This is a genomic window from Variovorax sp. AC103, assembly GCF_979254005.1.
The window spans coordinates 250,167-270,063 of the sequence record NZ_CEEDFC010000001.1 but is presented as its reverse complement, the minus strand read 5'-3'; the positions used below and the strand labels follow the sequence as shown (position 1 = coordinate 270,063).

The window sequence follows — 19,897 nt, the reverse complement described above, 5'->3', positions numbered from 1 at the left end:
CGCATTGCAGAAGCTGTATTTGTTGGCGGTTGCCGAGACTTTCGTGCCCTGCGGACGGCTACTTCGCTGAGCTCTTCTCTAAAGTGAATGCCCCTGTCACTCAACAACCCAACAAGGGAACACGGAAGGGCGCCACACGCATAACCACTGAAATTCTGGAAGGCTGCTTGCCTCGCGGCAGGTTGTCGGTGCGAAAGCATCGATGCGTATGCGAGGTATCAAAGGCGACGGCCGGGGTGTAACGAGCACCCCGACCGTCTAACCAAATCGGTGCAACACCCTCTAAAGGACCGCACAAAAATGGCTACCAAGACTATAGCCCGGCCTCGCACGCCCGGAGCTTCCGAAGACAACGCCCAAGACCCGGCCGATCTTCTCGAAAAAACCCTCTCTCAACTCGAAGCGCTCCTGTGGGTCTGCTGCGGGGAAGACATCGACTGGTGCAGCGGCAGCGGGCCTCGACAGCTGGACAACCTGCTTTGGCTTGCGGCGGAGCTGGCGCGCAAGGCGGCAGAACTGTTTCAGGCGAGTGAGAAGGCGCGGCGCGGAGCGCCTGAGACCGGCAGTTAGCGGCCGGTCGGCGGGCCGCGGATTTCGCGGCCCGTCTGGAGAGCGGGGAATCCCTTGAACAGCGGCGCAAAGAACAACGGCGACAAGAACAGCACGGGCAAACCCTGACCGCCCCCCAACCCCGCACTTCGAGAATGCCCCGATCCATTCCGGAACAACGAAGAGGGGTTCGCACCACATGTCTCACGCCACGCTGTCTCGCCGCAGGTTCACGCTCGCCACCGCCGCCGCAAGCCTTGCCTTGCCTTCCTTTGCGCAGACCGCATGGCCCAGCAAGCCGATTCGCATCGTGGTGCCGTACACGCCGGGCGGGTTCACCGACCAGATGGCGCGCCTGGTGCAGATCGGCCTGCAGACGCGCCTGGGCCAGCCCGTGCTGATCGACAACAAGCCCGGTGCCAACAGCCTCATCGGCGTGGACGCCATTGCCAAGGCGCCGCCCGACGGCACCACCTTCGGCGTCGTCATTGCCGCCTACGCGGCCAACACCACGCTGTACCCCAAGCTGCCCTACGACCCGCGCAAGGACCTCGCCGGCGTGTCGCTGATGGGCGTGTCGCCGCTGCTGGCCGCGGTGAACGTCGATGCGCCGTTCAAGACCGCGCGCGAGCTCATCGACTTCGCGCGCGCGAACCCCGGCAAGGTGAGCTTCGGTTCCTCGGGCAACGGCTCGGCCGCGCACCTGACCACCGAGCTGTGGAAGTCGCTCACGCAGACCTACATGATCCACATCCCGTACCGCGGCGCCGTGCCCGCGCTCACCGACCTGATGGGCGGGCAGATCCAGCTGTTCTTCGACGCGCCCACCGGGCTCATCAACCAGGCCAAGGCCGGCAAGGTGCGGCTGATCGGCGTGGCGGGCGACAAGCGCCTGGCCGCCGCGCCCGACGTGCCCACCTTCATCGAGCAGGGCTTCGCGGGCTTCACCGGCAGCACCTGGGCGGGCATGCTGGCGCCGGCGGCCACGCCGCGCGACATCGTCAAGCGCATGTCCGAGGAAGTGGCGCGCATCGTCAAGAGCGACGACACCCGCGCCAAGCTCGACGCCATGGGCACCATTCCGGCGGGCAGCACGCCCGAGGAGTTCGACGCCTTCATCACGGCGGAAACCGCCAAGTGGGGCAAAGTCATCCGCACGGCCGGGGTCAAGGCGGAGTAGGGGCCGGCAAGCGCGCGGTGGCTGGCACGGCAGGTGCTTCGCCAAATGCATGAAGCACTTCATCGTCGAAATCAGCTACCTCGTGCCGCTGGCGCGCATCCAGGAATCGGTGCCGGCGCACCGCGCCTACCTTCAACTCGGCTATGACGCCGGCCTGCTCCTGTGTTCCGGGCCCAAGGTGCCCGCGACCGGTGGCTTTCTGCTGGCCCGCGCCACTTCGCTGGAGGCACTGCAGACCTTCTTCGCCGAAGACCCGTTCAGCACCGGCAGGCTCGCGAGCTTCACGTTCAGCGAGTTCAACCCGGTCAAGCGCCAGGGCTGGGCCGAAGCCTGGTTCAGCGAACCCTGACATGTAAAGCCCGCCTCAGCGGCTCAAGATCCGGGCGGCGCTGCCGATAAGCAGAAGTACCTCACTCCCTGTTGTCTGCTGCCCTCCATGAAGCTCCGAACCCGAATCCTCCTTCTGTGCGCCGCCGCATTGCTCGGCATGGTCGTGCTGGCCTCCGTCTCGTTGTCAACGCTGCGGCAATCGATGATGAAGGAGCGCACGGCGCAGCTCTCCACGCTGGTGGTGCTGGCCCATGCCTCCCTCGAGCGCCTGTACGAGCAGGAAAAGTCGGGCGAACTCACGCGCGACCAGGCGCAGAAAGAAGCGAAGAAGCTCATCGGCAGCCTGCGCAAGGACGAGCTCTACTTCTTCGTGCGCGGCTACACCAACGACGTCAACTACGTGCACCCCAACCCCAAGCGCGTGGGCATCGTGGACGCCAAGGGCGGCAAGGAAGCCGGCGAGCGCTACCGCGCCGCGCTGGCGGGCCACACGGTTGCCACGCTCATCGCCTACGGCACCCGCCCGGGGGCCAAGGAAGAGGTGCAGAAGCTCTACGCCATCGTCAAGTTCGAGCCCTGGGACTGGATCGTCGGCTTCGGCGACTACATCGACGACATCGACACCGCCTTCTGGCGCAACACGGTGATCCTGCTGGGCATTGGCGGCGTGCTCATGGTGGTCGTGGGCGGCATGGCCTGGGGCATGGCGCGCAACCTGTACCGCCAGCTCGGCGGCGAGCCCGACTACGCCTCCGAGGTGGTGCGCCGGATCGGCGCGGGCGACCTGGGCGTCGAGGTGCGGCTGCGCCCGGGCGACACCGCGAGCCTGCTGCACGCCATGCACCAGATGCAGCAAAGCCTGGCCGGCACCGTGACGGAAATTCGCAGCTCCACCGACACCATCGCCACGGCCAGCGGGCAGATCGCCTCGGGCAACCTCGACCTGTCTTCACGCACCGAGGAACAGGCCAGCTCGCTGGAGCAGACCGCCGCGTCGATGGAAGAGCTCACGAGCACCGTGAAGCAGAACGCCGACAACGCGCGCCAGGCCAACCAGCTCGCCGTGTCGGCCTCCGAGGTCGCGGTGCGCGGCGGCAGCGTGGTCGGGCAGGTGGTGGACACCATGGGCTCGATCAATGCGTCGTCCAAGAAGATCGTGGACATCATCGGCGTGATCGACGGCATCGCGTTCCAGACCAACATCCTGGCGCTGAACGCCGCAGTGGAAGCCGCGCGCGCCGGGGAGCAGGGCCGCGGCTTTGCGGTGGTGGCGTCGGAAGTGCGCAACCTGGCGCAGCGCTCGGCGGGTGCGGCCAAGGAAATCAAGACGCTCATCGACGACTCGGTCGACAAGGTCGGCACGGGCAGCGACCAGGTGGCCGAGGCCGGCAAGACCATGCAGGAGATCGTGGCCAGCGTGCGCCGGGTGACCGACATCATGGGCGAGATCATGGCCGCCAGCCAGGAGCAGACCACCGGCATCGAGCAGATCAACCAGGCCATCAGCCAGATGGACCAGGCCACGCAGCAGAACGCCGCGCTGGTGGAGCAGGCCGCCGCGGCCGCCGGTTCGCTGCAGGAGCAGGCCGGCAGCCTGGTTCACGCGGTGAGCGTGTTCAAGGTCTGACGCGGCCCGCGGTCGACCCGGTTCACCCAGGGGTCAGGGCGCCAGCACCAGCACCTTGAACTGGCTGGGCACGATGCGCATGCCCACGATGTTGCTGCGGTTCTGCACCGTGAGGCTGGTCATGCGGGTGCACGGCGAGCCTTTCAGCAGCACCGTGAAGGCGCCGGTGATGTGGCGCGACGGCCCCATCACCGTCTGCGACACCACGCCCATCAGCACGCCCGCGTTGTCGCCGTTGGTGATGGGCGTGGTCGTCGCGAGGTTGTGCGCGGGCGTGCCGCCGTAGAGGATGTTCCAGGCGTTGGGAATGGCGGTCGGCCCCAGCGCGAAGTTGGGGTAGGGGATGGGCACGGCCGGCGGTGTCTTGCAGACATCGGGGAACGCGAGGTCCATGCCCATCATCTGGGAATTGGCAAACATGGCGGGAGCTTTCTTGCGGGTTGAATCAACCCATGTGGATCTGTTCGGCGTCCACCTTGACCAGTTCCTTGCTGGTCACCAGGGTGTTGTTCGCATGCAGGCGCAGGGTGCCCGAGGCCTGCATGTCGATCTGCCCCGCGCGCACCTGCTCGACGTCTTCGGTCAGCCGGAAGCTGGAGCGGGTGAGCAGGTGCAGCCGGTCGAGCACCACCTCGCAGGCACGGCCCACGAAGCGCGACACCAGCACGCTGAACCGCACCTCCGCGCCCTGGTAGTCCAGCGACGCGACATGGCACTGGCCGCGCTCGGCGTTCAGCTGCCATTCGGGCGCGCGGGTGGCAACGGCCGTGTCCGATTGCAGCTCGAGCGCCCCGGCGCTGCGCACCGCGACGGCGCCGTGCCGCGACGCCAGCGTCAGGTCGCCGTTCACCGCGAGCACCGCCTGCCGCGCATCGGCCTGGGCCACGACGGCGATGAGGTAGAGCTCGTTTTCGTTTTCGGCTTCGCTGTGGCTGGGCCCCGCGACCATGACCGTGTCGCCCGGCGCGGGCACCAGCAGGCAGCTGGCCGCGCGCAGGCAAGCCAGCGCGCGGCTGTCGCCCGCGACAAGCACCTCGTGCCTGTCGTCCGAATGGCTGGCCACGACCTTGGCCATGGAAATGCGGGAGGGGGGCGCACTTTGCCGCTTTGCGGGCGGGACCTTGCGAAGAAGCGGTGCCAGTTCGCTCTCGGCCACTGGCGCGGCGTGCGGGGCGGCGGAAATCGATCGGCCAGTCTGCATCGTCATGCGGAGTCCTTCGGTTCGGAGGGAAAACGTTCGACCGGTGGCCTGCGGCCCTGCGCATCGCGGTCGAGCCGGACAGCGCGCGTGGGGCGTTGCGCGGCGATGCGTTCGGCCTCGTGCAGATGCGGGTCGTTGTCGAGCACGCCGAGCCGGTCGCTCCAGCGCGCGCCGGCCTGGTCGGCGCGGTGCAGCTGGGTGCGTTGGAACAGGGCTTTCTCGAAATTGGCACCGCGCAGGTCGGCGTAGGAGAAGTCGGCGTAGTTCAGGCGTGTGCGAGAAAAGTCGGCGTCCTGGCAATGCGCGCGGTGGAACACGCCCTGCACCAGGCTGGCGCCGGAGAAGTCGGCCTGGCCCAGCTGTGCGTCGATCCACAGCGTGTGGTCGAGCAGCGCGCCGCGCAGGTCGGCCCGGCGCAGGTCCGCCTCGGGAAACAGCGACTGCGGTGCCTGCGCGCGGGCCATGCGGGCGCCGGCCAGCGTGGCGCCCTTGAAGTTGCATTGCGTGAGCTGCGCGTCTTCGAACACGCAGTCCGACAGGCGCGCATCGGTGAACTGGCACAGCGCGAACGACTGGCCTGCGAACGACTGCCCGCGCAGGTCGGCCTCGGAGAACACGACGTTGTGAAAGCGCGCGCCCTGGAACGCGACTTCTCGCAAGTCGGAGCGGAAGAACACCGCGCCGGCGAGCGCCGCGTCGCGCAGGTCTGCATCGCCCATGTGGTTGTCGTTGAAGATCGTCTGCTTCAGCGTGGCGCGCTCGAACACGGCGCCCTGCAGCTCGCAGTTCTGGAATGCGGCGTTCGCGAGCAGCGTGTCGGCGCAGCGTGCGCCGCGCAGGTCGCACTCCGCGACCACCGCGCCTGTCCAGTGGCTGGCGTCCGCGTCCACCTCCCGCAGGCTGCAGCGCAGGAAGGTCGCGCCGTCGAGCCGGCCCGCGTCCAGCGCCGCACCGTCGAAGGTGCAGCGGTCGAACACCGCGTCGTTCAGTTGGCTGCCCGCAAGGCCGGCGCGCGTGAAAAGGCACTCGCTGAACATGCCGCCCGACAGGTCCAGCCCGTGCAGCGCCATGCCGCTGAAGTCTTCTGCATCCATGCGCTCGCCGTTGCGGACCTTGGCTGCAAGCTCCTGCGGACTCATCGCTTCGGTGCCGCGGCCAAGGCCGGCACGGTCTTGGTCTGCGCGATGTAGGCGCCCCGGGTTTCGGTGATGCCGTCGATGCGGATCTGCGACATGTCGGCGCGAAACAGGTTGGCCTCGCGCAGGTCGGTGCCGGCCAGCAGGGCCTTGTTGAAGTTGGCGGTCATCAGGTTGGCGCCCCGCAGCGAGGCGCGGCTGAGGTCGCTGCGGATGAACAGGCTTTCGGGCGCCTGCACGTCGGCGAGGTCGGCCGCGCTCAGGTCGCAGGACGACAGGTCGCAGGTGTCGAGCGTGGCACGGGCCAGGCGCACGCCTTGCATCGGCATGGCGCGCAGGCTGCATTGCACCAGCGTGGCCGCCTCGAAATTGACTTCGCGCAGGCTGGTGCGGCCCGCGAAGCAGGTGGTGTGGAGCAGCGCGCCGGCGAACACGATGCCGTCGTCGCACACGGTGTGGGTCCAGGCGCAGGCTTCGAGCGAGGCGCCGGTGAAATCGAGCCGTGCCACGCTGCAGGAAAGGAAACCCACCTTCACCAGCCGGGCGCGGCGAAAGCTGCATTGCGCCAGCGCGGTGTCCGACAGGAAGCCGGCGTAGGCGATGTCCGCCTCGTCGAAGCTGCAACCGGTGATCTGCGACTGCAGCACATGCACATGGTGCAGCCGCGCGCCCGTGAAGTTGCACTGCGCGAACTTCACCTGCTCCAGCTTCGTGCCTTCCATCTGCGCGCCCGAGAAGTCGGCGCGCTCGCAGTCGATGCCCGCCAGGTTGGTCTGGTGCAGCGCCGCTCCCCGGAGGCTGGCATCGGTCAACTGGGCCCGCACCAGCACCGCGTCGCTGAAGTCGGCACCGTCGCATACGGCATGCCGCAGGTCGGCGCTTTCGAGCAGGGCGCGGCGAAAGCAGGCGCCGCGCAGGTCCATGCCGTAGAGGTCGGCGCCGGTCAGGTCCATGTCGGTGAAGTCGCGGCTGCCTTGCAGCGTGGCCGTGACCTGGGCGCGCAGCGCGGCCAGGCGTTCCGCCGGCAGCGGGTCGATGCGGGCCTGGTGCTGTGCCGAGCCGCGGTACAGCGCCATCAGCCCGCGCTCGCCGGCCTCGGTCATCTGGCGCATGGCCTCGACCTGCTTCGGAGGCGCCGGCGCGGTGCCCGTGGCGGCGGCGATGCCGGTGAAGCCGCGCAGCACCGACGCACCGTCCACGCGCGGCGGGCCCTTGAGCTCGGTGCGGTCGTGTTCGCGCACCAGCTTGCCGGTGTCGAAGCCGACCTTCATCGACTCCTTGGCATTGGCGTCGGCCTCGCGCTGCAGGCGCTGGCGCTCGACCGCGCCCTGCTCGCGCTGCGCGCGGGCGTAGGCATCGGCCTGTTCCACGAACTCGGGCAGCTCGCGCAGCGTGGGCATGCGCCTGAAGGGCTCGGGCAGCGGGCGTTCCCTGAAGTGGCGGGCCTTGTGGCCGGCTTCCAGCGCCATCTGTTTGAGCTCTTCGCGGGCCTGCGTGCCGCGCTCGCGCATGTTGCGCACCAGCGCCGACTCGGCGGCTTCGGGCTGGTCGAGCCAGGGGCCGATAGCATCCTGCGGCACCAGTTCGTCGTCGCGGAACATGTAGAGCGCACCCTTGTCAGGGTCGCAACGCTGGCGCAGCACGGTGGCGTAGTGCGCCACGCCGCGCGGCGCATCGACGGCTTCGAGCGCGGGCATCACGTGCGTGATGTCGGAGGCATCGTCTTCCTCGATGCGCGTTTCGCCGTGGAAGATCAGCGCCACGCGGTCCAGGTGCGGGAAGAACCAGGCCGTGGTCAGCCGCTGCGCGATTTCTTCTGCGTGCTCAGGCGCATGCCGCCGCACGACGAAGGCGAGGGCGCGCCAGTGCGGCAGCCGGCCCTGCTGAATGGGCTGCGTGGGGTGCATGTTCCAGACCGCATAGGGCGTGCCCGGTGCAATCTCCGCCGAGTCGGCCAGGTGCTGGTCGGTGGGCGCGGCATTGAACAGCCGCCAGTCCATGTCCTCGGCGAACCCGGGAAACAGATGCGCCCGCCAGTGCTCGTCGTACTGCCTGCCGATCAGGCGCATGCGCCGCGGCCAGGCGATGTCGATGGGGCCGAAGCCGGCCGGCTCGGGCTGGTCGCCGGGGCGGTGCACGTGCGCAGTCGGGTTCTCGATGTTGGGCAGTCGCTGCACCGCTTGGCCGTTGACCTGCTCGAGCGCATGGCCACGGCCCAGCGGGTTGTCGGCGAAGTCGGGGCCGCCATAGGCGCGGGTCCAGTCCATGCGCATCGCCTCGAACGGTTGCGGCTCGGTCGCGCGCCCGCCGAGCCAGTAGCGGTCGCCGAAGACGGCCAGGTCCTTGCACAAGCCGCCCAACTGCAAGCGCACGGCGCACCGCGTCTTTTCGGGCTGGTGCGCGGTGTAGGCGAAGCCGGTGGCGAGCACCTCGGCGCGCGCCTTCGGCAGCCCCAGGTCGATGGCAGTGGCGGCGCCCAGCTCGTCGGACAGCGTCTTCCAGAACGCGGGCTCCGGCGTCAGCACGGGCGCGCCGCCCATCGACACCATGCACAGCGTGGTGACGGCCAGGTGCTGTTCGCCCTGGCGCAGGAAAGGCCGGGTGGTGGTGCTCAGGCGCAGCGGCTTGACGGTCTTCATCGATGTTCAGGGCGCACGCGGAATTTCCAGCGGCGTGCGCTCGCGGTCGATGGCGACCGATGCAGGGTCTTGCGGGTCACGGCGCAGGTGAACGCGCTTGCCCGGCGCCTGGAAGCTGGGGACCAGCGCGTCTTCGATGAAGGTTCGGATCGACGCGGTGCGGGGCGTGCCGGTGCCGTCGGTGTAGTCGACGTCGAGCACCACGGCGCACACGGTCTGCCCGCGCGAGCCGCCGCGCGTCATGTTGCCCGGGTGCATGCGAAAGTCGCGCACCGTGCCCTCGACGGGCCGGCCCAACTGCGCGAGCACGGCCCACCGCTTTTGTTCAGCGGTGTACAGCCTGTTCTCGCGGCGCATGTGGCCGACCGCGCCGATGCTCGCCACGATGACGCCGGTCATCACGACCGCGAAGAAGATCCACAGAAGCGTTTCCCACTCAGGCATGCCGTCCTTCACATCACGATGTGCATGGCCTGCGCATAGGTTACCAGGCCATCCATGTAGAAACGCAGCGCCGCCCGCGCCACCGAGGTGGCCTGGGTGGTGATGTCGATGCCCTTGTTCGCGATCTTGAAGGTGATGAAGTCCACCTTCAGCACCGCGTACTGCGAGTTGACGCCGTAGAACTGCTGGCGCACGCCCCAGAAGTCCAGCGACAGGCCCACCGCCCCGAAGCGGAATCCCGCGCCGCCGGCCCGCGCCAGGCGCCAGTCGCTGCTCTTGGCGTAGTTGTTGGTGTAGCTGACGGAGTTGTTGGTGTAGTTGTTCGTCAGGTTGTTGTAGGTGTTCGACGTCGTGTTGTAGACGTTGGTGTTGATGACGTGCTGCGTCGTGTTGTGGATGTGGTTGGTGGTGTTGAAGGTCACGTCCGGCGAGGTGTGCACGGTGGGACCGGTGACGGTGGTGGTCGAGGGGCCGTTCACCAGCACGGTGTTCGAGGTGTCGATGGTGTCGTCGCGGCCCGCGCTCACGTAGCGTATTTCCTGCCCGTCGATGGTGCCGCGGTAGCCGCCCGTGATGGCGGAATCGACACCGCCCGTGACGGTGTCCTTCAGCCCGCCGCTGAGCACGCGGGTCTTGCCGCCTGCAATGTTCTGGTTCACCCCGCCGGTCACGGTCTCGGTGAAGCCGCCGCTCACGCTGCGCGTGTCGCCGCCGGTGATGGTTTCCTTGGCGCCGGCGATGATGTCGCGGGTCTCGCCGTTCTGGTAGGTGGCCGACTCGTGGCCCTTGACGAGGGTCGTGCGGGTGCCGTCGGTGGTGTGCGTCTCGTCGGCCTCGACCTCCACGTCGAGGTTGCGCTCGGCGTGCAACAGGATCTGCTCGGCGCCCGCGCGGTCCTCGAAGCGCAGCATGTTGGCCTGGTTGGCCGCACCGCCGCTGCTGGAGCGCGTGAGGATGCCGCTGGCCGTGGCGTTGGCGGGCAGCTCCCAGGGCGGCATCTGGTCGCTGTTGTAGACGCGTCCGGTGATGATGGGGCGGTCGGGCGCGCCGCCGATGAAATCGACGATCACCTCCTGGCCCACGCGCGGCATGTGCATGGTGCCGAAGTTGGCGCCGGCCCAGTTGCTAGACACGCGCACCCAGCACGAGCTGTTCTCGTCCGACTGGCCGTAGCGGTCCCAGCGGAACTGCAGCTTCACACGGCCGAAGCGGTCGGTCCAGATGTCCTGCGGGCCCACCACGGTGGCGGTCTGCGGGCCGTTGGTGCGCGGGCGCGGCGTGGTGCGCGCGGGGCGGTAGGTCACGCTCGAGGGCAGCACGGTGAAGTCGAACGCGCACACCGATTCGCTGCTGCCGCCCGAGGAGTACTCGGGCTCGCGCAGGTCGTAGCGGGTTTCGGTGACCAGGTACTCGCGGTTGTCCGACTCGCGCGGGCAGTGCGTCATCTCGAACAGGTAGCCCGGCGCCATGGCGAGCACGTTGGTGTGGCCGGCGGCCAGCTCGTGCGCGCACTGCAGCTCCTGCAGGCGGATGCGTGCGTAGGCGTCGCCCTGCTGGTGCTCGCTGTAGCCGCCCAGCCATTCGTAGACCTCGTAGCTCGAATGCTCGTGCGGCTTCGGGTCTTGCTGCACGCTTTGCAGCGAGGCGCGCGACTTCTTGAAGTCGAAGTCGTCGAGCATCACCCGGCCGGAGGTGATCTGCTCGGTCGCGCGCCATTGGTCGATGCAGGGCTCCAGCGCGTTGAGCACGCGGTCGCGCGGCCGGTACGGAATGCTGGCGTGGCCGGGCAGGGGCGTGTAGCTGCCGGTGTCGTCGGCCAGCACCAGCAGGTGCGTGCCGTCGCCGTGCTCGAAGTGGTAGGCAATGCCTTCCTGCTCCATGAGGCGGCTCACGAAGGCGAAGTCGCTCTCCTGGTATTGCACGCAGTATTCGCAGGGGGCGTAGCTGCCGGTGAGCCGTTTCTCGAACTGGAAGCCGTACTTGCCCAGCACCTCGTCGAGCACCTCGGGCACGCTCTTGTTCTGGAAGATGCGGCAGTCGCTGGTGCACGTGAGGTACCACAGCCACGGCTGCACCAGTGCGCGGTAGATGTAGTGGCGGCCGGTTTCGTTGGCGCGGCCCACCAGCTCGAAGCGCACCACGGTGCCGTTGAGAAAGCGCGGACCGGCTTCGTCGGCCAGCTCCATGGTGAGCGAGGTGCCGAGCAGCTGCTTCAGGTCGAGGCTGAAGCTGGTGCTGACCATGTCCACCTCGAACTCGAAGAGTTGCGAGAGTCCTTCGCGTCCCCGCATGGCGCGGAACTTGAGCTGCTCGGCGCTCAGGACGGTATGGACTTGGACGGTACGCGGCATTCGGAATTTCCCCTGACCCTTTTGGGCTTTCGCGGAAGCGAAGCCTTTCATGTCAGTCTAGAAATCCCTCATGTCATCGGCATGACTCGGCGAGCGTAGAAAAAGCGCTTACATGGCGCCCGCAAGGGCCTCACATCGAGGCTTCGAGCATGGCCGTGTAGTCGTCGCGCGAGGCGAGCCGCGGGTTGGTCTTGTGGCAATGGTCGGCCATGGCGCCGTCGATGATCTTCTCGAACATTGCGGGCGTCACGCCCACTTCGGCCAGGCCCTTGGGCAGTCCGAGCCGTGCGTTCATGTCGCGGATGGCGTCGCCCAGGTCGCCCGCCGAATCGAGGTGCATGGCCTGCGCCATGCGTTGCAGGCGTCGCTCTTTCTGCACCGACTCGGCACCCGCGTTGAAGTGGATCACCGCGGGCAGGAAGAGGGCGTTGAGCGTGCCGTGGTGCAGGCGCGGATCGACCCCGCCCAGGCTGTGGCTCAGCGAATGCACGCAGCCCAGGCCCTTCTGGAAGGCCATGGCGCCCTGCATCGAGGCGCTCATGAGGTTCAGGCGCGCCTCGCGGTCGCTGCCGTCCTTCGTCGCGCGTTCGATGTGGCCCCAGGCGCGCTCCAGGCCGTCCAGGCCGATGCCGTCGGCCGGCGGGTTGAACGCGGCCGACATGAAGGTTTCCATGCAGTGCGCAATGGCGTCCATGCCGGTGGCGGCCGTGAGCCTGGGGGGCAGCCCCAGCGTGAGCTCGGGGTCGCAGATGGCGGCCTTGGGCATCAGGAACCAGCTGTGAAAGCCGAGCTTGCGGTGGTCGTCCACGATGACGATGGCGCCGCGCGCCACTTCGCTGCCGGTGCCGCTGGTGGTGGGCACCGCAATGAGCGGCACCGCGCGGTCGGTGATCCTGGGCGAGCCGCCTTCTATGGTGGCGTAGGTCTTGAGCGGGCCTTCGTGCGTGGCCGCGATGGCCACGCCCTTGGCGCAGTCGATGGCCGAGCCGCCGCCCACCGCGATGAGTCCGTCGCAGCGACCGCTGCGGTACAGCTCGACGGCTGCGCGCACGGCGGCTTCGGTCGGGTTGGAGGGCGTCTGGTCGAACACCGACACCTCGAGATCGGCGATGGCGTCCAGCGCCTTCTGCAGCACGCCGGCCGCGCGCACGCCGGCATCGGTCACGATCAGCGGGCGGTTGATGCCGATGCGGGCGCACTCGCTGGACAGCAGCCGGATGGCGCCGAATTCGAACTGGATCTGGGTGAGGTATTGGATGAGGGCCATGGGTGTGGGAATGCTCCGGGCAGTACGATTGCCGACCAGCCAAATCTAACAAGAGCGAACCGTCTTGCACACGAAAGAAACCCTTGCCGCTGTCTCGCCCGGAACAGCCCACGCTGCACGACTCACACCGAAGATGGCCAGCGTGGTCGAGCGCATGGCGCGTGCCGGCCACCCACCGCTCGACCAGCTGACGCCCGAGGAGGCCAAGGCCTCGTACGAGAAAGGCGCGGGCGTGCTCGAGGTGCCCAAGCCCGAGTTGGCGCGGGTCGAAGACTTCGTCATTGCGGCGCGCGACGGGTTCGCGATGCCCGCGCGCCTGTATGCGCCATCGACCGATGTGCTGCCTGCGCTGATGTACTTTCATGGCGGCGGCTTCACGGTCGGCAACATCCGCACGCACGACACGTTGTGCCGCGTGCTGAGCCACAAGAGCGGTTGCGCGGTGGTGTCGGTGGACTACCGGCTGGCGCCGGCGCACAAGTTCCCGACCGCGTCGAACGACGCGTGGGACGCCTTCCAGTTCATCGCCAAAGAAGGCGCGGGCCTGGGCCTGGACCCGGCAAGGCTGGCGGTCGGCGGCGACAGCGCGGGCGGCACGCTCGCGGCGGTGTGCGCCATTCTTGCGCGCGACGCCGGCCTGCCGCTGGCGCTGCAGATGCTCATCTATCCGGGCACCGCAGCGCACCAGGACACCGCCTCGCACGCGCGCCATGCCGAGGGGCCGCTGCTGACGAAGGCCATGATCGATTTCTTCTTCGCGCAGTACGTTCGCACGCGCGCCGACCGCGACGACTGGCGCTTTGCGCCGCTGCTGGCCGACGACGTCGACGGCGTGGCGCCGGCCTGGATCGCGCTGGCCGAATGCGACCCGGTGGTCGACGAAGGCATTGCCTATGCCGACAAGCTGCGCGCCGCGGGCGTGCCGGTCGACCTGGAGATCTACCGCGGCGTGATCCACGAGTTCATCAAGATGGGCCGGGCGATTCCCGAGGCGCTGCAGGCGCAGGACGATGCGGCCCGGGCGCTGCGCGAGGCCTTGCAGCCTTGAGCACGGTTGCTGCGTCCGAACCAAGTCCGCTTTTCCCCACCATCCAAGACCTTTCCGGAGACAAAGAATGCAACGCAGCGATTTCCGCTTTTTCCACCGCCTGCGCGTGCGCTGGGCCGAAGTCGACATGCAGAAGATCGTCTTCAACGCGCACTACCTCATGTACTTCGACACCGCCATCTCGGACTACTGGCGCGCGCTCGCACTGCCTTACGAAGAGGCGATGCAGTCGCTGGGCGGCGACCTGTACGTGCGCAAGGCGACCATCGACTTCCGTGGCTCTGCGCGCATGGACGACATGCTCGACGTGGGGATGCGCTGCACGCGCATCGGCACGTCGTCGATGGTGTTCGAGGGCGGACTGTTCCGCCAGGACCAGTTCCTGGTCGGCTGCGAGTTGGTCTATGTGTTCGCCGACCCGGCCACGCAGACCTCGAAGCCTGTGCCGCAGGTGCTGCGCGACGTGCTCACCGGCTATGAAGCCGGCGAGCCGATGCGCACCGTGGAAACCGGCGGCTGGGACGTGCTGGGCGACGGCGCGGGCGCACTGCGCCGCGCCGTGTTCATCGAGGAGCAGAACATTCCCGAGTCGCTGGAGTGGGACGAGAACGACCCCGTGGTGCTGCACGCAGTGGCGCGCAACCGGCTGGGCCAGGTCATTGCCACGGGCCGGCTGCTGCACGCGGAAGACGGCGTGTCGCACATCGGTCGCATGGCGGTGCACCGCAACCTGCGCAGCGGCGGACATGGCGCCGCCGTGGTGCGGGTGCTCGAGGAGGCCGCGCACGCACGCGGCGACCGCGAGGTGGCGCTGAACGCGCAGCGCAGCGCCGAGCGCTTCTATGCGCGGCTCGGCTATGCGGTGCACGGCGAAGGCTTCGAGGAAGCCGGCATCCCGCACATCGAGATGCGCCGCGCCCTGCGCTGAGCCTCAGTAGCGCGGCGGCGGGTCGGGCACGTAGCCCGCGTCGGAACCCGGGAACGCCGACGGGCCCGCCGGACGCGGCCAGCGCGGCGGAGGCGGCATCGGGATCACGCCCGCGGCCACGAGGTTCTCGCGGCTGTCGTAGCGGATGCGCACCACCTCGTCGGGCGATGACTGCGCGCGCTCGAAGGTGGTCTTGCCGACGTAGGAGGTTTCGCGGCGGCCGTGCGCGGTGCCCAGGCTCGGGCTGGGCGCTGGCTGGCGGGCCATGCTGCCGGCGGGGGCCTCGGCGGCAGCGGCGCTGTCGGCCGGCGCTGCCTTTGCACGCGCATCGCCCATCGACGACGACTCGCTGCGCCGTTCGCGGCCGCCGTAACCGTCGCGCTGCGGATAGGGCGTGACGACGGGCGGTGGCGGTTCCGGCAGGCGCTCGCGGAACATCGCGACGCCGATCACGCCCACGTCGTCGGGGCGGCCGGTGCGGCTGGCGTAGGAGTTGCCGGCCGCGGCGAACTCGAAGGCCGCAATCTGCGAATCGCTCTTGCGCCAGCCGGTGATGTCGCTGCGTTCGCGCGGGCCGTACACGTAGCCGTTCTGCCCGACGCCCGCGGTTTCGCCGGTGACGACGTTCACGCCGTCCACCGACATCACGGCCATGACGCGTTCGCCCATCGCATTGCGCGCCCGGATGGCGTAGCGCGCGCCGGGGCGCCCGGCCACCCAGTAGTCGCCGCGGTGGCGGTAGATGGGCAGCTCGGCGCCGGTGCCGCGGTCGACCACGCTGATCTGCATGAGCGAGCCGATGCGCCCCGAGGGCTGGCTCTGCGCCCAGGCCGGGAGGCACGAGGCCGCGGCCAGTGCGCCCAAGGTGCCCAGGGCCAGGGCGGTGGAAAAGAATCTGCGCTGCATGGTGTCTTCCTTGCCGGGAGTGGATCGATGCAGGCTTCTACGGCGCAGCATCCGCGGCGGGGTTAAACGGCACGCAAAAAAATGGCGCTATCATTTCGATAGCGCCATGTGCCCGACGGACGGGCGTGAGCGAGGGAATGCCCTCAGATGTCTTCGAGCAGGGCGTAGGGCAGCGGCTCGACCGTGAGCGCGGGCCCGTGCGCCGAGCCGGCACGCAGGCCGCCGGCTTCGAGGGCCGAGATCTGCATCGAGATGAGGGCGGCCCAGCCACCGCCGGGCGCGGAGGCAGCCTGCGCCACGGTGCCCACGGGCTGCTCGGCGTCGCTGGCGGCAAACACGTCCTGGCCGGCGGCCAGGGGCGCATCGGCCTGAACGAGGTAGGTGCGGCGCTTCAGCGTGCCGCGGAACTGACTGCGCGCCACCACTTCCTGGCCGGGGTAGCAGCCCTTCTTGAAGTTGACGCCGCCCACCGATTCGTAGTTGATCATCTGCGGCACGAAGGCCTCGATGACCGGTGTCGTCAGCGTGACGATGCCGCTGCGCACCTCGCTCCATTGCCACAGTTCGGCGTCGAGCGGCGCGCCCACGGGGGCCGGCTGGCCGACCGGCGCGATCCACAGGGCGCGCGGGATGCGGTCGGCCGGGTACAGCGAGACCACGCTCACGTCGTCTCCCACGGCGGTGCGCTTGCCGGGCAGGGCGGCGGCGTCGAGGCCGTTGGCGGTCAGCGCGGTGCCGGCCAGGCCGTAGAGCGAAAACTGCTCGGTGGCGTCGGTCAGCTTGACCTTGGCGCGCAGCACGAACATCGACAGGCGCTTGAGCGTGGCGGCCAGGATGTCGCGGCTGCACACGAGCAAGACCAGTTCGGCTTGCGGCTTGATGCCGATGAAACTTGCGATCACACGGCCCTTGGCGGTGCACAGCGCGGCCAGGCGGGCGTCGGCGCCGCCGAGCAGCGAGAAGTCCTGCGTGAGCTGGCCGTGCAGGAAGCTGGCGGCGTCGGGGCCCTCTGCACGGATCACGCCGAGCTGGCCCGAGGCGGCCGATGGGCTGGACAGGGAGAGGGCGGTGACGCCATTGAGAACGACTGTGGTCATCGCTGAATTATCATGGCCGGGCCTGTTCCTTCCGGACGGCAGGGACTCCCGCTCCGCGGCCCGCCGGGCCACGCTCTTTCTTCCGTCTTCCCCACATCGGATCCGTGCGCAGCTTCTTCCTCACGCTCTTCCTGCTCGCCGCCCTGGTCGCTCTTGCGCTCGGCGGCGCCGGTCTCTGGTGGGTGCACCAGCCGCTCAAGCTGCCGGCGCCCAGCGTCGACCTGTCCGTGGAACCCGGCACCACGCCGCGCGGCATCGCGCAGGCGGTGGCCGACACGGGTGTCGACGTGCAGCCGCAGCTGCTCTACCTGTGGTTCCGTGTGTCGGGCCAGGACCGCCAGATGCGTGCCGGCAGCTACGAGCTGGAGCGCGGCGTCACGCCCAAGCTGCTGCTCAACGTGCTGGTGCGCGGCGAGGAGGCCACGCGCAGCCTGGTGCTCGTCGAGGGCTGGAACTTCCGCCAGGTGCGCGCCGCGCTCGCCAAGGCCGACCAGCTCAAGCCCGAGAGCGTGGGCCTGACCGACGAGGCGCTCATGACCAAGCTCGGCAAGCCGGGCGTGCACCCGGAAGGGCGCTTCTTTCCGGACACCTACACCTACTCGAAGGGCTCGACCGACGTCGCCCTGCTGCAGCGCGCGATGCGCGCCATGGACAAGAAGCTCGAAGCCGCCTGGGCTGCCCGCGCCTCCGACCTGCCGCTGAAATCGGCCGAAGAGGCGCTGATTCTCGCCAGCATTGTCGAAAAGGAGACAGGCAAGGCCAACGACCGCGCGCAAATCGCCTCGGTCTTCACCAACCGCCTGCGCATCGGCATGCCGCTGCAGACCGACCCGACGGTGATCTACGGCATGGGCACCGGCTTCGACGGCAACCTGCGCAAGAAAGACCTGCAGACCGATACGCCCTGGAACACCTACACGCGCGGCGGCCTGCCGCCCACGCCGATTTCGATGCCCGGCAAGGCCGCGCTGCTGGCGGCCGTGCAGCCGGCGCAAGGCAAATCGTTGTATTTCGTTTCGCGCGGCGACGGCACCAGCCAGTTCAGCAGCTCGCTCGACGACCACAACCGCGCGGTCAACCGCTACCAGCGCGGCGGCGGCGATTCCAAACCCAAGGCCACGCAATGAGTGACAACGGTTCCGGTCTTTTCCTGACGCTGGAGGGCATCGACGGCGCGGGCAAGTCCAGCCACCTCGACGCACTGGAAGCGCTGTTCAGGGCGCAGGGCCGCGCGGTGGTGCGTACGCGCGAACCCGGCGGCACGCCGCTGGCCGAAACGCTGCGCGGCCTGATCCTCGAGCAACCGATGGACCCGCTGACCGAGTCGCTGCTGGTGTTCGCCGCGCGGCGCGACCACGTCGTGCAGGTCATCGAGCCGGCGCTGCTGCGCGGCGATGTGGTGCTGTGCGACCGGTTCACCGACGCCACCTTCGCCTACCAGGGCGCGGGGCGCGGTTTCGACGAACGCGTGTTGTCGACGCTCGAACAATGGGTGCAGGCGGGCAGGGCGGGGCACTCAGCCGCGACGCTGCTGCAGCCGCACATCACGCTGTGGTTCGACCTGGCGCCGCAGATTGCCGCGCAACGGCTGGCCGGCGCGCGCGTGCCTGACAAGTTCGAGGCCCAGCCGGTCGAGTTCTTCAGCCGTGTCGCACAGGGCTATGCCGATCGCGCGGCCGCCGATTCGCAGCGCTTCGTGCGCATCGACGCCAGCCAGGCACGTGACCAGGTCTGGCAGCAGGTGGAAACGGCGCTGCTGACGCGCGGCGTGCTGGGAGGGCCTGCCCGATGAGCGCCCCCCCGTTGTCCCCTTGGCTGCGCCGCCCGCTCACCGAATTGCTGCGCCAGCGCGGCCATGCCTGGCTGCTGCAAGGCCCTTCGGGAATCGGACAGTACGAACTGGCGCTGGCGCTGGCCTCTGCCTGGCTGTGCGAACAACCCGCGCCGGAGGGCACCGCCTGCGGCCATTGCGCCAGCTGCCACGCCATCGAGGTGCGCACGCACGCCGACCTGTGCGTGCTGATGCCCGAGGTTGCCATGCAGGAACTCGCATGGCCGCTCGACGAAAAGGCGCAATCCGACATCGACGACAAGAAGCGCAAGGCCAGCCGCGAGATCCGCGTCGAGGCAATGCGCGACGCGGTCGGCTTCGCCCAGCGCACCAGCGCGCGCGGGCGCGGCAAGGTGGTGCTGGTGTATCCGGCCGAGCGCATGAACAACATCACCGCCAACGCGCTGCTGAAGACGCTGGAGGAGCCGGTCGGCGACGTGCGCTTCGTGCTGGCCAGCGAAGCCGCGTGGCAGCTGCTGCCGACCATTCGCAGCCGCTGCCTGGGCTTCACGCTGCCGTGGCCCGAGACCGCCGAGGCCGAGGCCTGGCTCGCCGCGCAGGACGTCCCCGCCGCCGATGCCGCCGCGCTGCTGCGCGCCGCCGGCGGCCGGCCGAGCGATGCGCTGCGGCTCGCGCGGTCGGGCCAGTCGCCCAAGGCGTGGTCCTTGCTTCCGAAAGCCATGACGCGCGGCGACGTGGGGGCACTGTCCGATCACGCACCGGCGCAGGCGGTCGGTGCGCTGCAAAAGCTCTGCCATGACCTGATGGCGGTCGGCAACGGTGCCGAACCCCGGTTTTTCGAGGCGGCCGACCTGCCGGCCGCGCCGTCGCGGCTGGCGCTGGCGCGCTGGTCGAAGTCGCTGGCGAGTGCCGCAAGGACCGCCGAACACCCCTTCAATGCGGGCCTGATGCTGGAAGCGCTTGTGAGCGAAGCGCGAACCACCCTAAACTCTGCCGCTCGCCGCCCATGAACCAACCTGTTGCCCCCGCAGCCCTCGCAGCGTCGCCCGCCCGGCCGAGCGTGATTCAGCTCGCCATCAAGGAAAAGGGCGCGCTCTATGCGGCGTACATCCCTTTGTTCGCGGAGGGCGGCATCTTCATTCCGACCTCGCGCGAATACCGGCTCGGCGACGACGTCTACGTGCTGCTCACGCTGCCCGAAGACCCGCAGCGCTACCCGGTGGCCGGCAAGGTCGCCTGGATCACGCCGCAGCGCGCGGCCGGCAACCGGGCGCCGGGCGTGGGCATCCGCTTTCCGTCGGACGAGAAATCGCGCCAGCTGAAGGCGCGCATCGAGGCCGCGCTCGGCGGCTCGATGGCCTCCGACCGCCCGACACAAACCATTTGAGCGTCCCGCCGTCCT

19 protein-coding genes are annotated in these 19,897 nt (G+C 68.9%); 10 read left to right on the top strand and 9 right to left on the bottom strand.

Annotation, left to right across the window (positions count from 1 at the left end; all coding sequences use genetic code 11):
- Window positions 1–300 precede the first annotated feature (300 nt).
- The 4 genes from AC0IYU_RS01265 to AC0IYU_RS01250 all read left to right on the top strand — a co-directional run bounded on the left by AC0IYU_RS01265 (window position 301) and on the right by AC0IYU_RS01250 (window position 3,686).
- A complete protein-coding gene (locus tag AC0IYU_RS01265; RefSeq protein WP_472112078.1) occupies window positions 301–570 on the top strand; it encodes a hypothetical protein in 270 nt (89 codons plus the stop codon).
- A 178-nt stretch (window positions 571–748) separates the two neighbouring features.
- Window positions 749–1,729, top strand: a complete 981-nt coding sequence (locus tag AC0IYU_RS01260) for a tripartite tricarboxylate transporter substrate binding protein (protein ID WP_472112075.1) — start codon at window positions 749–751, stop codon at window positions 1,727–1,729.
- 49 nt (window positions 1,730–1,778) lie between these two features.
- Window positions 1,779–2,078 (top strand): YciI family protein, encoded by a 300-nt coding sequence (locus AC0IYU_RS01255; protein ID WP_472112072.1) that lies wholly within the window; start codon window positions 1,779–1,781, stop codon window positions 2,076–2,078.
- 87 nt (window positions 2,079–2,165) lie between these two features.
- Window positions 2,166–3,686 carry a methyl-accepting chemotaxis protein gene (locus tag AC0IYU_RS01250; RefSeq protein WP_472112069.1) on the top strand — a complete coding sequence of 507 codons (1,521 nt, stop codon included), beginning with the start codon at window positions 2,166–2,168 and terminating at the stop codon, window positions 3,684–3,686.
- Window positions 3,687–3,719: 33 nt separating this feature from the next.
- On the opposite strand, the gene AC0IYU_RS01245 is transcribed toward AC0IYU_RS01250, so the two are convergent.
- The 7 genes from AC0IYU_RS01245 to AC0IYU_RS01215 all read right to left on the bottom strand — a co-directional run bounded on the left by AC0IYU_RS01245 (window position 3,720) and on the right by AC0IYU_RS01215 (window position 12,724).
- Complete coding sequence (locus AC0IYU_RS01245) at window positions 3,720–4,106, bottom strand: DUF4150 domain-containing protein (protein ID WP_435440216.1); 387 nt, start codon at window positions 4,104–4,106, stop codon at window positions 3,720–3,722.
- A gap of 25 nt (window positions 4,107–4,131) precedes the next feature.
- A complete protein-coding gene (locus AC0IYU_RS01240; protein WP_472112066.1) occupies window positions 4,132–4,761 on the bottom strand; it encodes a DUF3540 domain-containing protein in 630 nt (209 codons plus the stop codon).
- A gap of 128 nt (window positions 4,762–4,889) precedes the next feature.
- Window positions 4,890–6,026, bottom strand: coding sequence for a pentapeptide repeat-containing protein (locus AC0IYU_RS01235; protein WP_472112063.1), 1,137 nt, complete (start codon window positions 6,024–6,026; stop codon window positions 4,890–4,892).
- Complete coding sequence (locus AC0IYU_RS01230) at window positions 6,023–8,662, bottom strand: DUF2169 family type VI secretion system accessory protein (RefSeq protein WP_472112060.1); 2,640 nt, start codon at window positions 8,660–8,662, stop codon at window positions 6,023–6,025. Before AC0IYU_RS01230 ends, AC0IYU_RS01235 begins: the two co-directional genes overlap by 4 nt.
- Before the next feature lie 6 nt (window positions 8,663–8,668).
- Window positions 8,669–9,106, bottom strand: a complete 438-nt coding sequence (locus AC0IYU_RS01225) for a hypothetical protein (protein ID WP_472112057.1) — start codon at window positions 9,104–9,106, stop codon at window positions 8,669–8,671.
- Between the two features lie 8 nt (window positions 9,107–9,114).
- Window positions 9,115–11,457 carry a type VI secretion system Vgr family protein gene (locus AC0IYU_RS01220; RefSeq protein ID WP_472112054.1) on the bottom strand — a complete coding sequence of 781 codons (2,343 nt, stop codon included), beginning with the start codon at window positions 11,455–11,457 and terminating at the stop codon, window positions 9,115–9,117.
- Window positions 11,458–11,587: 130 nt separating this feature from the next.
- Complete coding sequence (locus AC0IYU_RS01215; RefSeq protein WP_472112051.1) at window positions 11,588–12,724, bottom strand: iron-containing alcohol dehydrogenase; 1,137 nt, start codon at window positions 12,722–12,724, stop codon at window positions 11,588–11,590.
- A 133-nt stretch (window positions 12,725–12,857) separates the two neighbouring features.
- Between AC0IYU_RS01215 and AC0IYU_RS01210 the strand changes: the two genes are divergently transcribed.
- Together AC0IYU_RS01210 and AC0IYU_RS01205 are read left to right on the top strand one after the other, a co-directional pair.
- Window positions 12,858–13,772 (top strand): alpha/beta hydrolase, encoded by a 915-nt coding sequence (locus AC0IYU_RS01210; RefSeq protein ID WP_472112715.1) that lies wholly within the window; start codon window positions 12,858–12,860, stop codon window positions 13,770–13,772.
- A gap of 67 nt (window positions 13,773–13,839) precedes the next feature.
- Window positions 13,840–14,700 (top strand): YbgC/FadM family acyl-CoA thioesterase, encoded by an 861-nt coding sequence (locus tag AC0IYU_RS01205; protein ID WP_472112048.1) that lies wholly within the window; start codon window positions 13,840–13,842, stop codon window positions 14,698–14,700.
- Between the two features lie 3 nt (window positions 14,701–14,703).
- Here AC0IYU_RS01205 and AC0IYU_RS01200 read toward each other — a convergent pair whose 3' ends face one another.
- The gene (locus AC0IYU_RS01200; protein WP_472112045.1) at window positions 14,704–15,606 is read right to left on the bottom strand and encodes a hypothetical protein; all 903 of its coding nucleotides are present in this window, start codon (window positions 15,604–15,606) and stop codon (window positions 14,704–14,706) included.
- Window positions 15,607–15,749: 143 nt separating this feature from the next.
- Window positions 15,750–16,703 carry a CAF17-like 4Fe-4S cluster assembly/insertion protein YgfZ gene (gene ygfZ, locus AC0IYU_RS01195; RefSeq protein ID WP_472112042.1) on the bottom strand — a complete coding sequence of 318 codons (954 nt, stop codon included), beginning with the start codon at window positions 16,701–16,703 and terminating at the stop codon, window positions 15,750–15,752.
- Window positions 16,704–16,807: 104 nt separating this feature from the next.
- On the opposite strand from ygfZ, the gene mltG reads away from it, so the two are divergent.
- The 4 genes from mltG to AC0IYU_RS01175 are packed head-to-tail and all read left to right on the top strand — an operon-like array spanning window position 16,808 to window position 19,882.
- Complete coding sequence (gene mltG, locus AC0IYU_RS01190) at window positions 16,808–17,830, top strand: endolytic transglycosylase MltG (protein ID WP_472112039.1); 1,023 nt, start codon at window positions 16,808–16,810, stop codon at window positions 17,828–17,830.
- Window positions 17,827–18,495 (top strand): dTMP kinase, encoded by a 669-nt coding sequence (gene tmk / locus AC0IYU_RS01185; RefSeq protein ID WP_472112036.1) that lies wholly within the window; start codon window positions 17,827–17,829, stop codon window positions 18,493–18,495. The genes mltG and tmk overlap by 4 nt, the downstream gene beginning before the upstream one ends.
- Entirely contained in the window at window positions 18,492–19,505 is a 1,014-nt protein-coding gene (locus AC0IYU_RS01180) for a DNA polymerase III subunit delta' (protein ID WP_472112033.1), read from the top strand. Before tmk ends, AC0IYU_RS01180 begins: the two co-directional genes overlap by 4 nt.
- Window positions 19,502–19,882, top strand: a complete 381-nt coding sequence (locus AC0IYU_RS01175; RefSeq protein ID WP_435486918.1) for a PilZ domain-containing protein — start codon at window positions 19,502–19,504, stop codon at window positions 19,880–19,882. The genes AC0IYU_RS01180 and AC0IYU_RS01175 overlap by 4 nt, the downstream gene beginning before the upstream one ends.
- Window positions 19,883–19,897: the final 15 nt, after the last annotated feature.

Coding starts and splice junctions, on each gene's coding strand:
- AC0IYU_RS01205 (WP_472112048.1), top strand. CDS start 13,840: ATGCAACGCAGCGATTTCCGCTTTTTCCACCGCCTGCGCGTGCGCTGG.
- AC0IYU_RS01210 (WP_472112715.1), top strand. CDS start 12,858: ATGGCCAGCGTGGTCGAGCGCATGGCGCGTGCCGGCCACCCACCGCTC.
- AC0IYU_RS01245 (WP_435440216.1), bottom strand. CDS start 4,106: ATGTTTGCCAATTCCCAGATGATGGGCATGGACCTCGCGTTCCCCGAT.
- AC0IYU_RS01265 (WP_472112078.1), top strand. CDS start 301: ATGGCTACCAAGACTATAGCCCGGCCTCGCACGCCCGGAGCTTCCGAA.
- ygfZ (WP_472112042.1), bottom strand. CDS start 16,703: ATGACCACAGTCGTTCTCAATGGCGTCACCGCCCTCTCCCTGTCCAGC.
- AC0IYU_RS01200 (WP_472112045.1), bottom strand. CDS start 15,606: ATGCAGCGCAGATTCTTTTCCACCGCCCTGGCCCTGGGCACCTTGGGC.
- AC0IYU_RS01235 (WP_472112063.1), bottom strand. CDS start 6,026: ATGAGTCCGCAGGAGCTTGCAGCCAAGGTCCGCAACGGCGAGCGCATG.
- AC0IYU_RS01255 (WP_472112072.1), top strand. CDS start 1,779: ATGAAGCACTTCATCGTCGAAATCAGCTACCTCGTGCCGCTGGCGCGC.
- tmk (WP_472112036.1), top strand. CDS start 17,827: ATGAGTGACAACGGTTCCGGTCTTTTCCTGACGCTGGAGGGCATCGAC.
- AC0IYU_RS01225 (WP_472112057.1), bottom strand. CDS start 9,106: ATGCCTGAGTGGGAAACGCTTCTGTGGATCTTCTTCGCGGTCGTGATG.
- AC0IYU_RS01180 (WP_472112033.1), top strand. CDS start 18,492: ATGAGCGCCCCCCCGTTGTCCCCTTGGCTGCGCCGCCCGCTCACCGAA.
- AC0IYU_RS01220 (WP_472112054.1), bottom strand. CDS start 11,457: ATGCCGCGTACCGTCCAAGTCCATACCGTCCTGAGCGCCGAGCAGCTC.
- AC0IYU_RS01175 (WP_435486918.1), top strand. CDS start 19,502: ATGAACCAACCTGTTGCCCCCGCAGCCCTCGCAGCGTCGCCCGCCCGG.
- AC0IYU_RS01250 (WP_472112069.1), top strand. CDS start 2,166: ATGAAGCTCCGAACCCGAATCCTCCTTCTGTGCGCCGCCGCATTGCTC.
- AC0IYU_RS01230 (WP_472112060.1), bottom strand. CDS start 8,662: ATGAAGACCGTCAAGCCGCTGCGCCTGAGCACCACCACCCGGCCTTTC.
- AC0IYU_RS01240 (WP_472112066.1), bottom strand. CDS start 4,761: ATGGCCAAGGTCGTGGCCAGCCATTCGGACGACAGGCACGAGGTGCTT.
- AC0IYU_RS01215 (WP_472112051.1), bottom strand. CDS start 12,724: ATGGCCCTCATCCAATACCTCACCCAGATCCAGTTCGAATTCGGCGCC.
- AC0IYU_RS01260 (WP_472112075.1), top strand. CDS start 749: ATGTCTCACGCCACGCTGTCTCGCCGCAGGTTCACGCTCGCCACCGCC.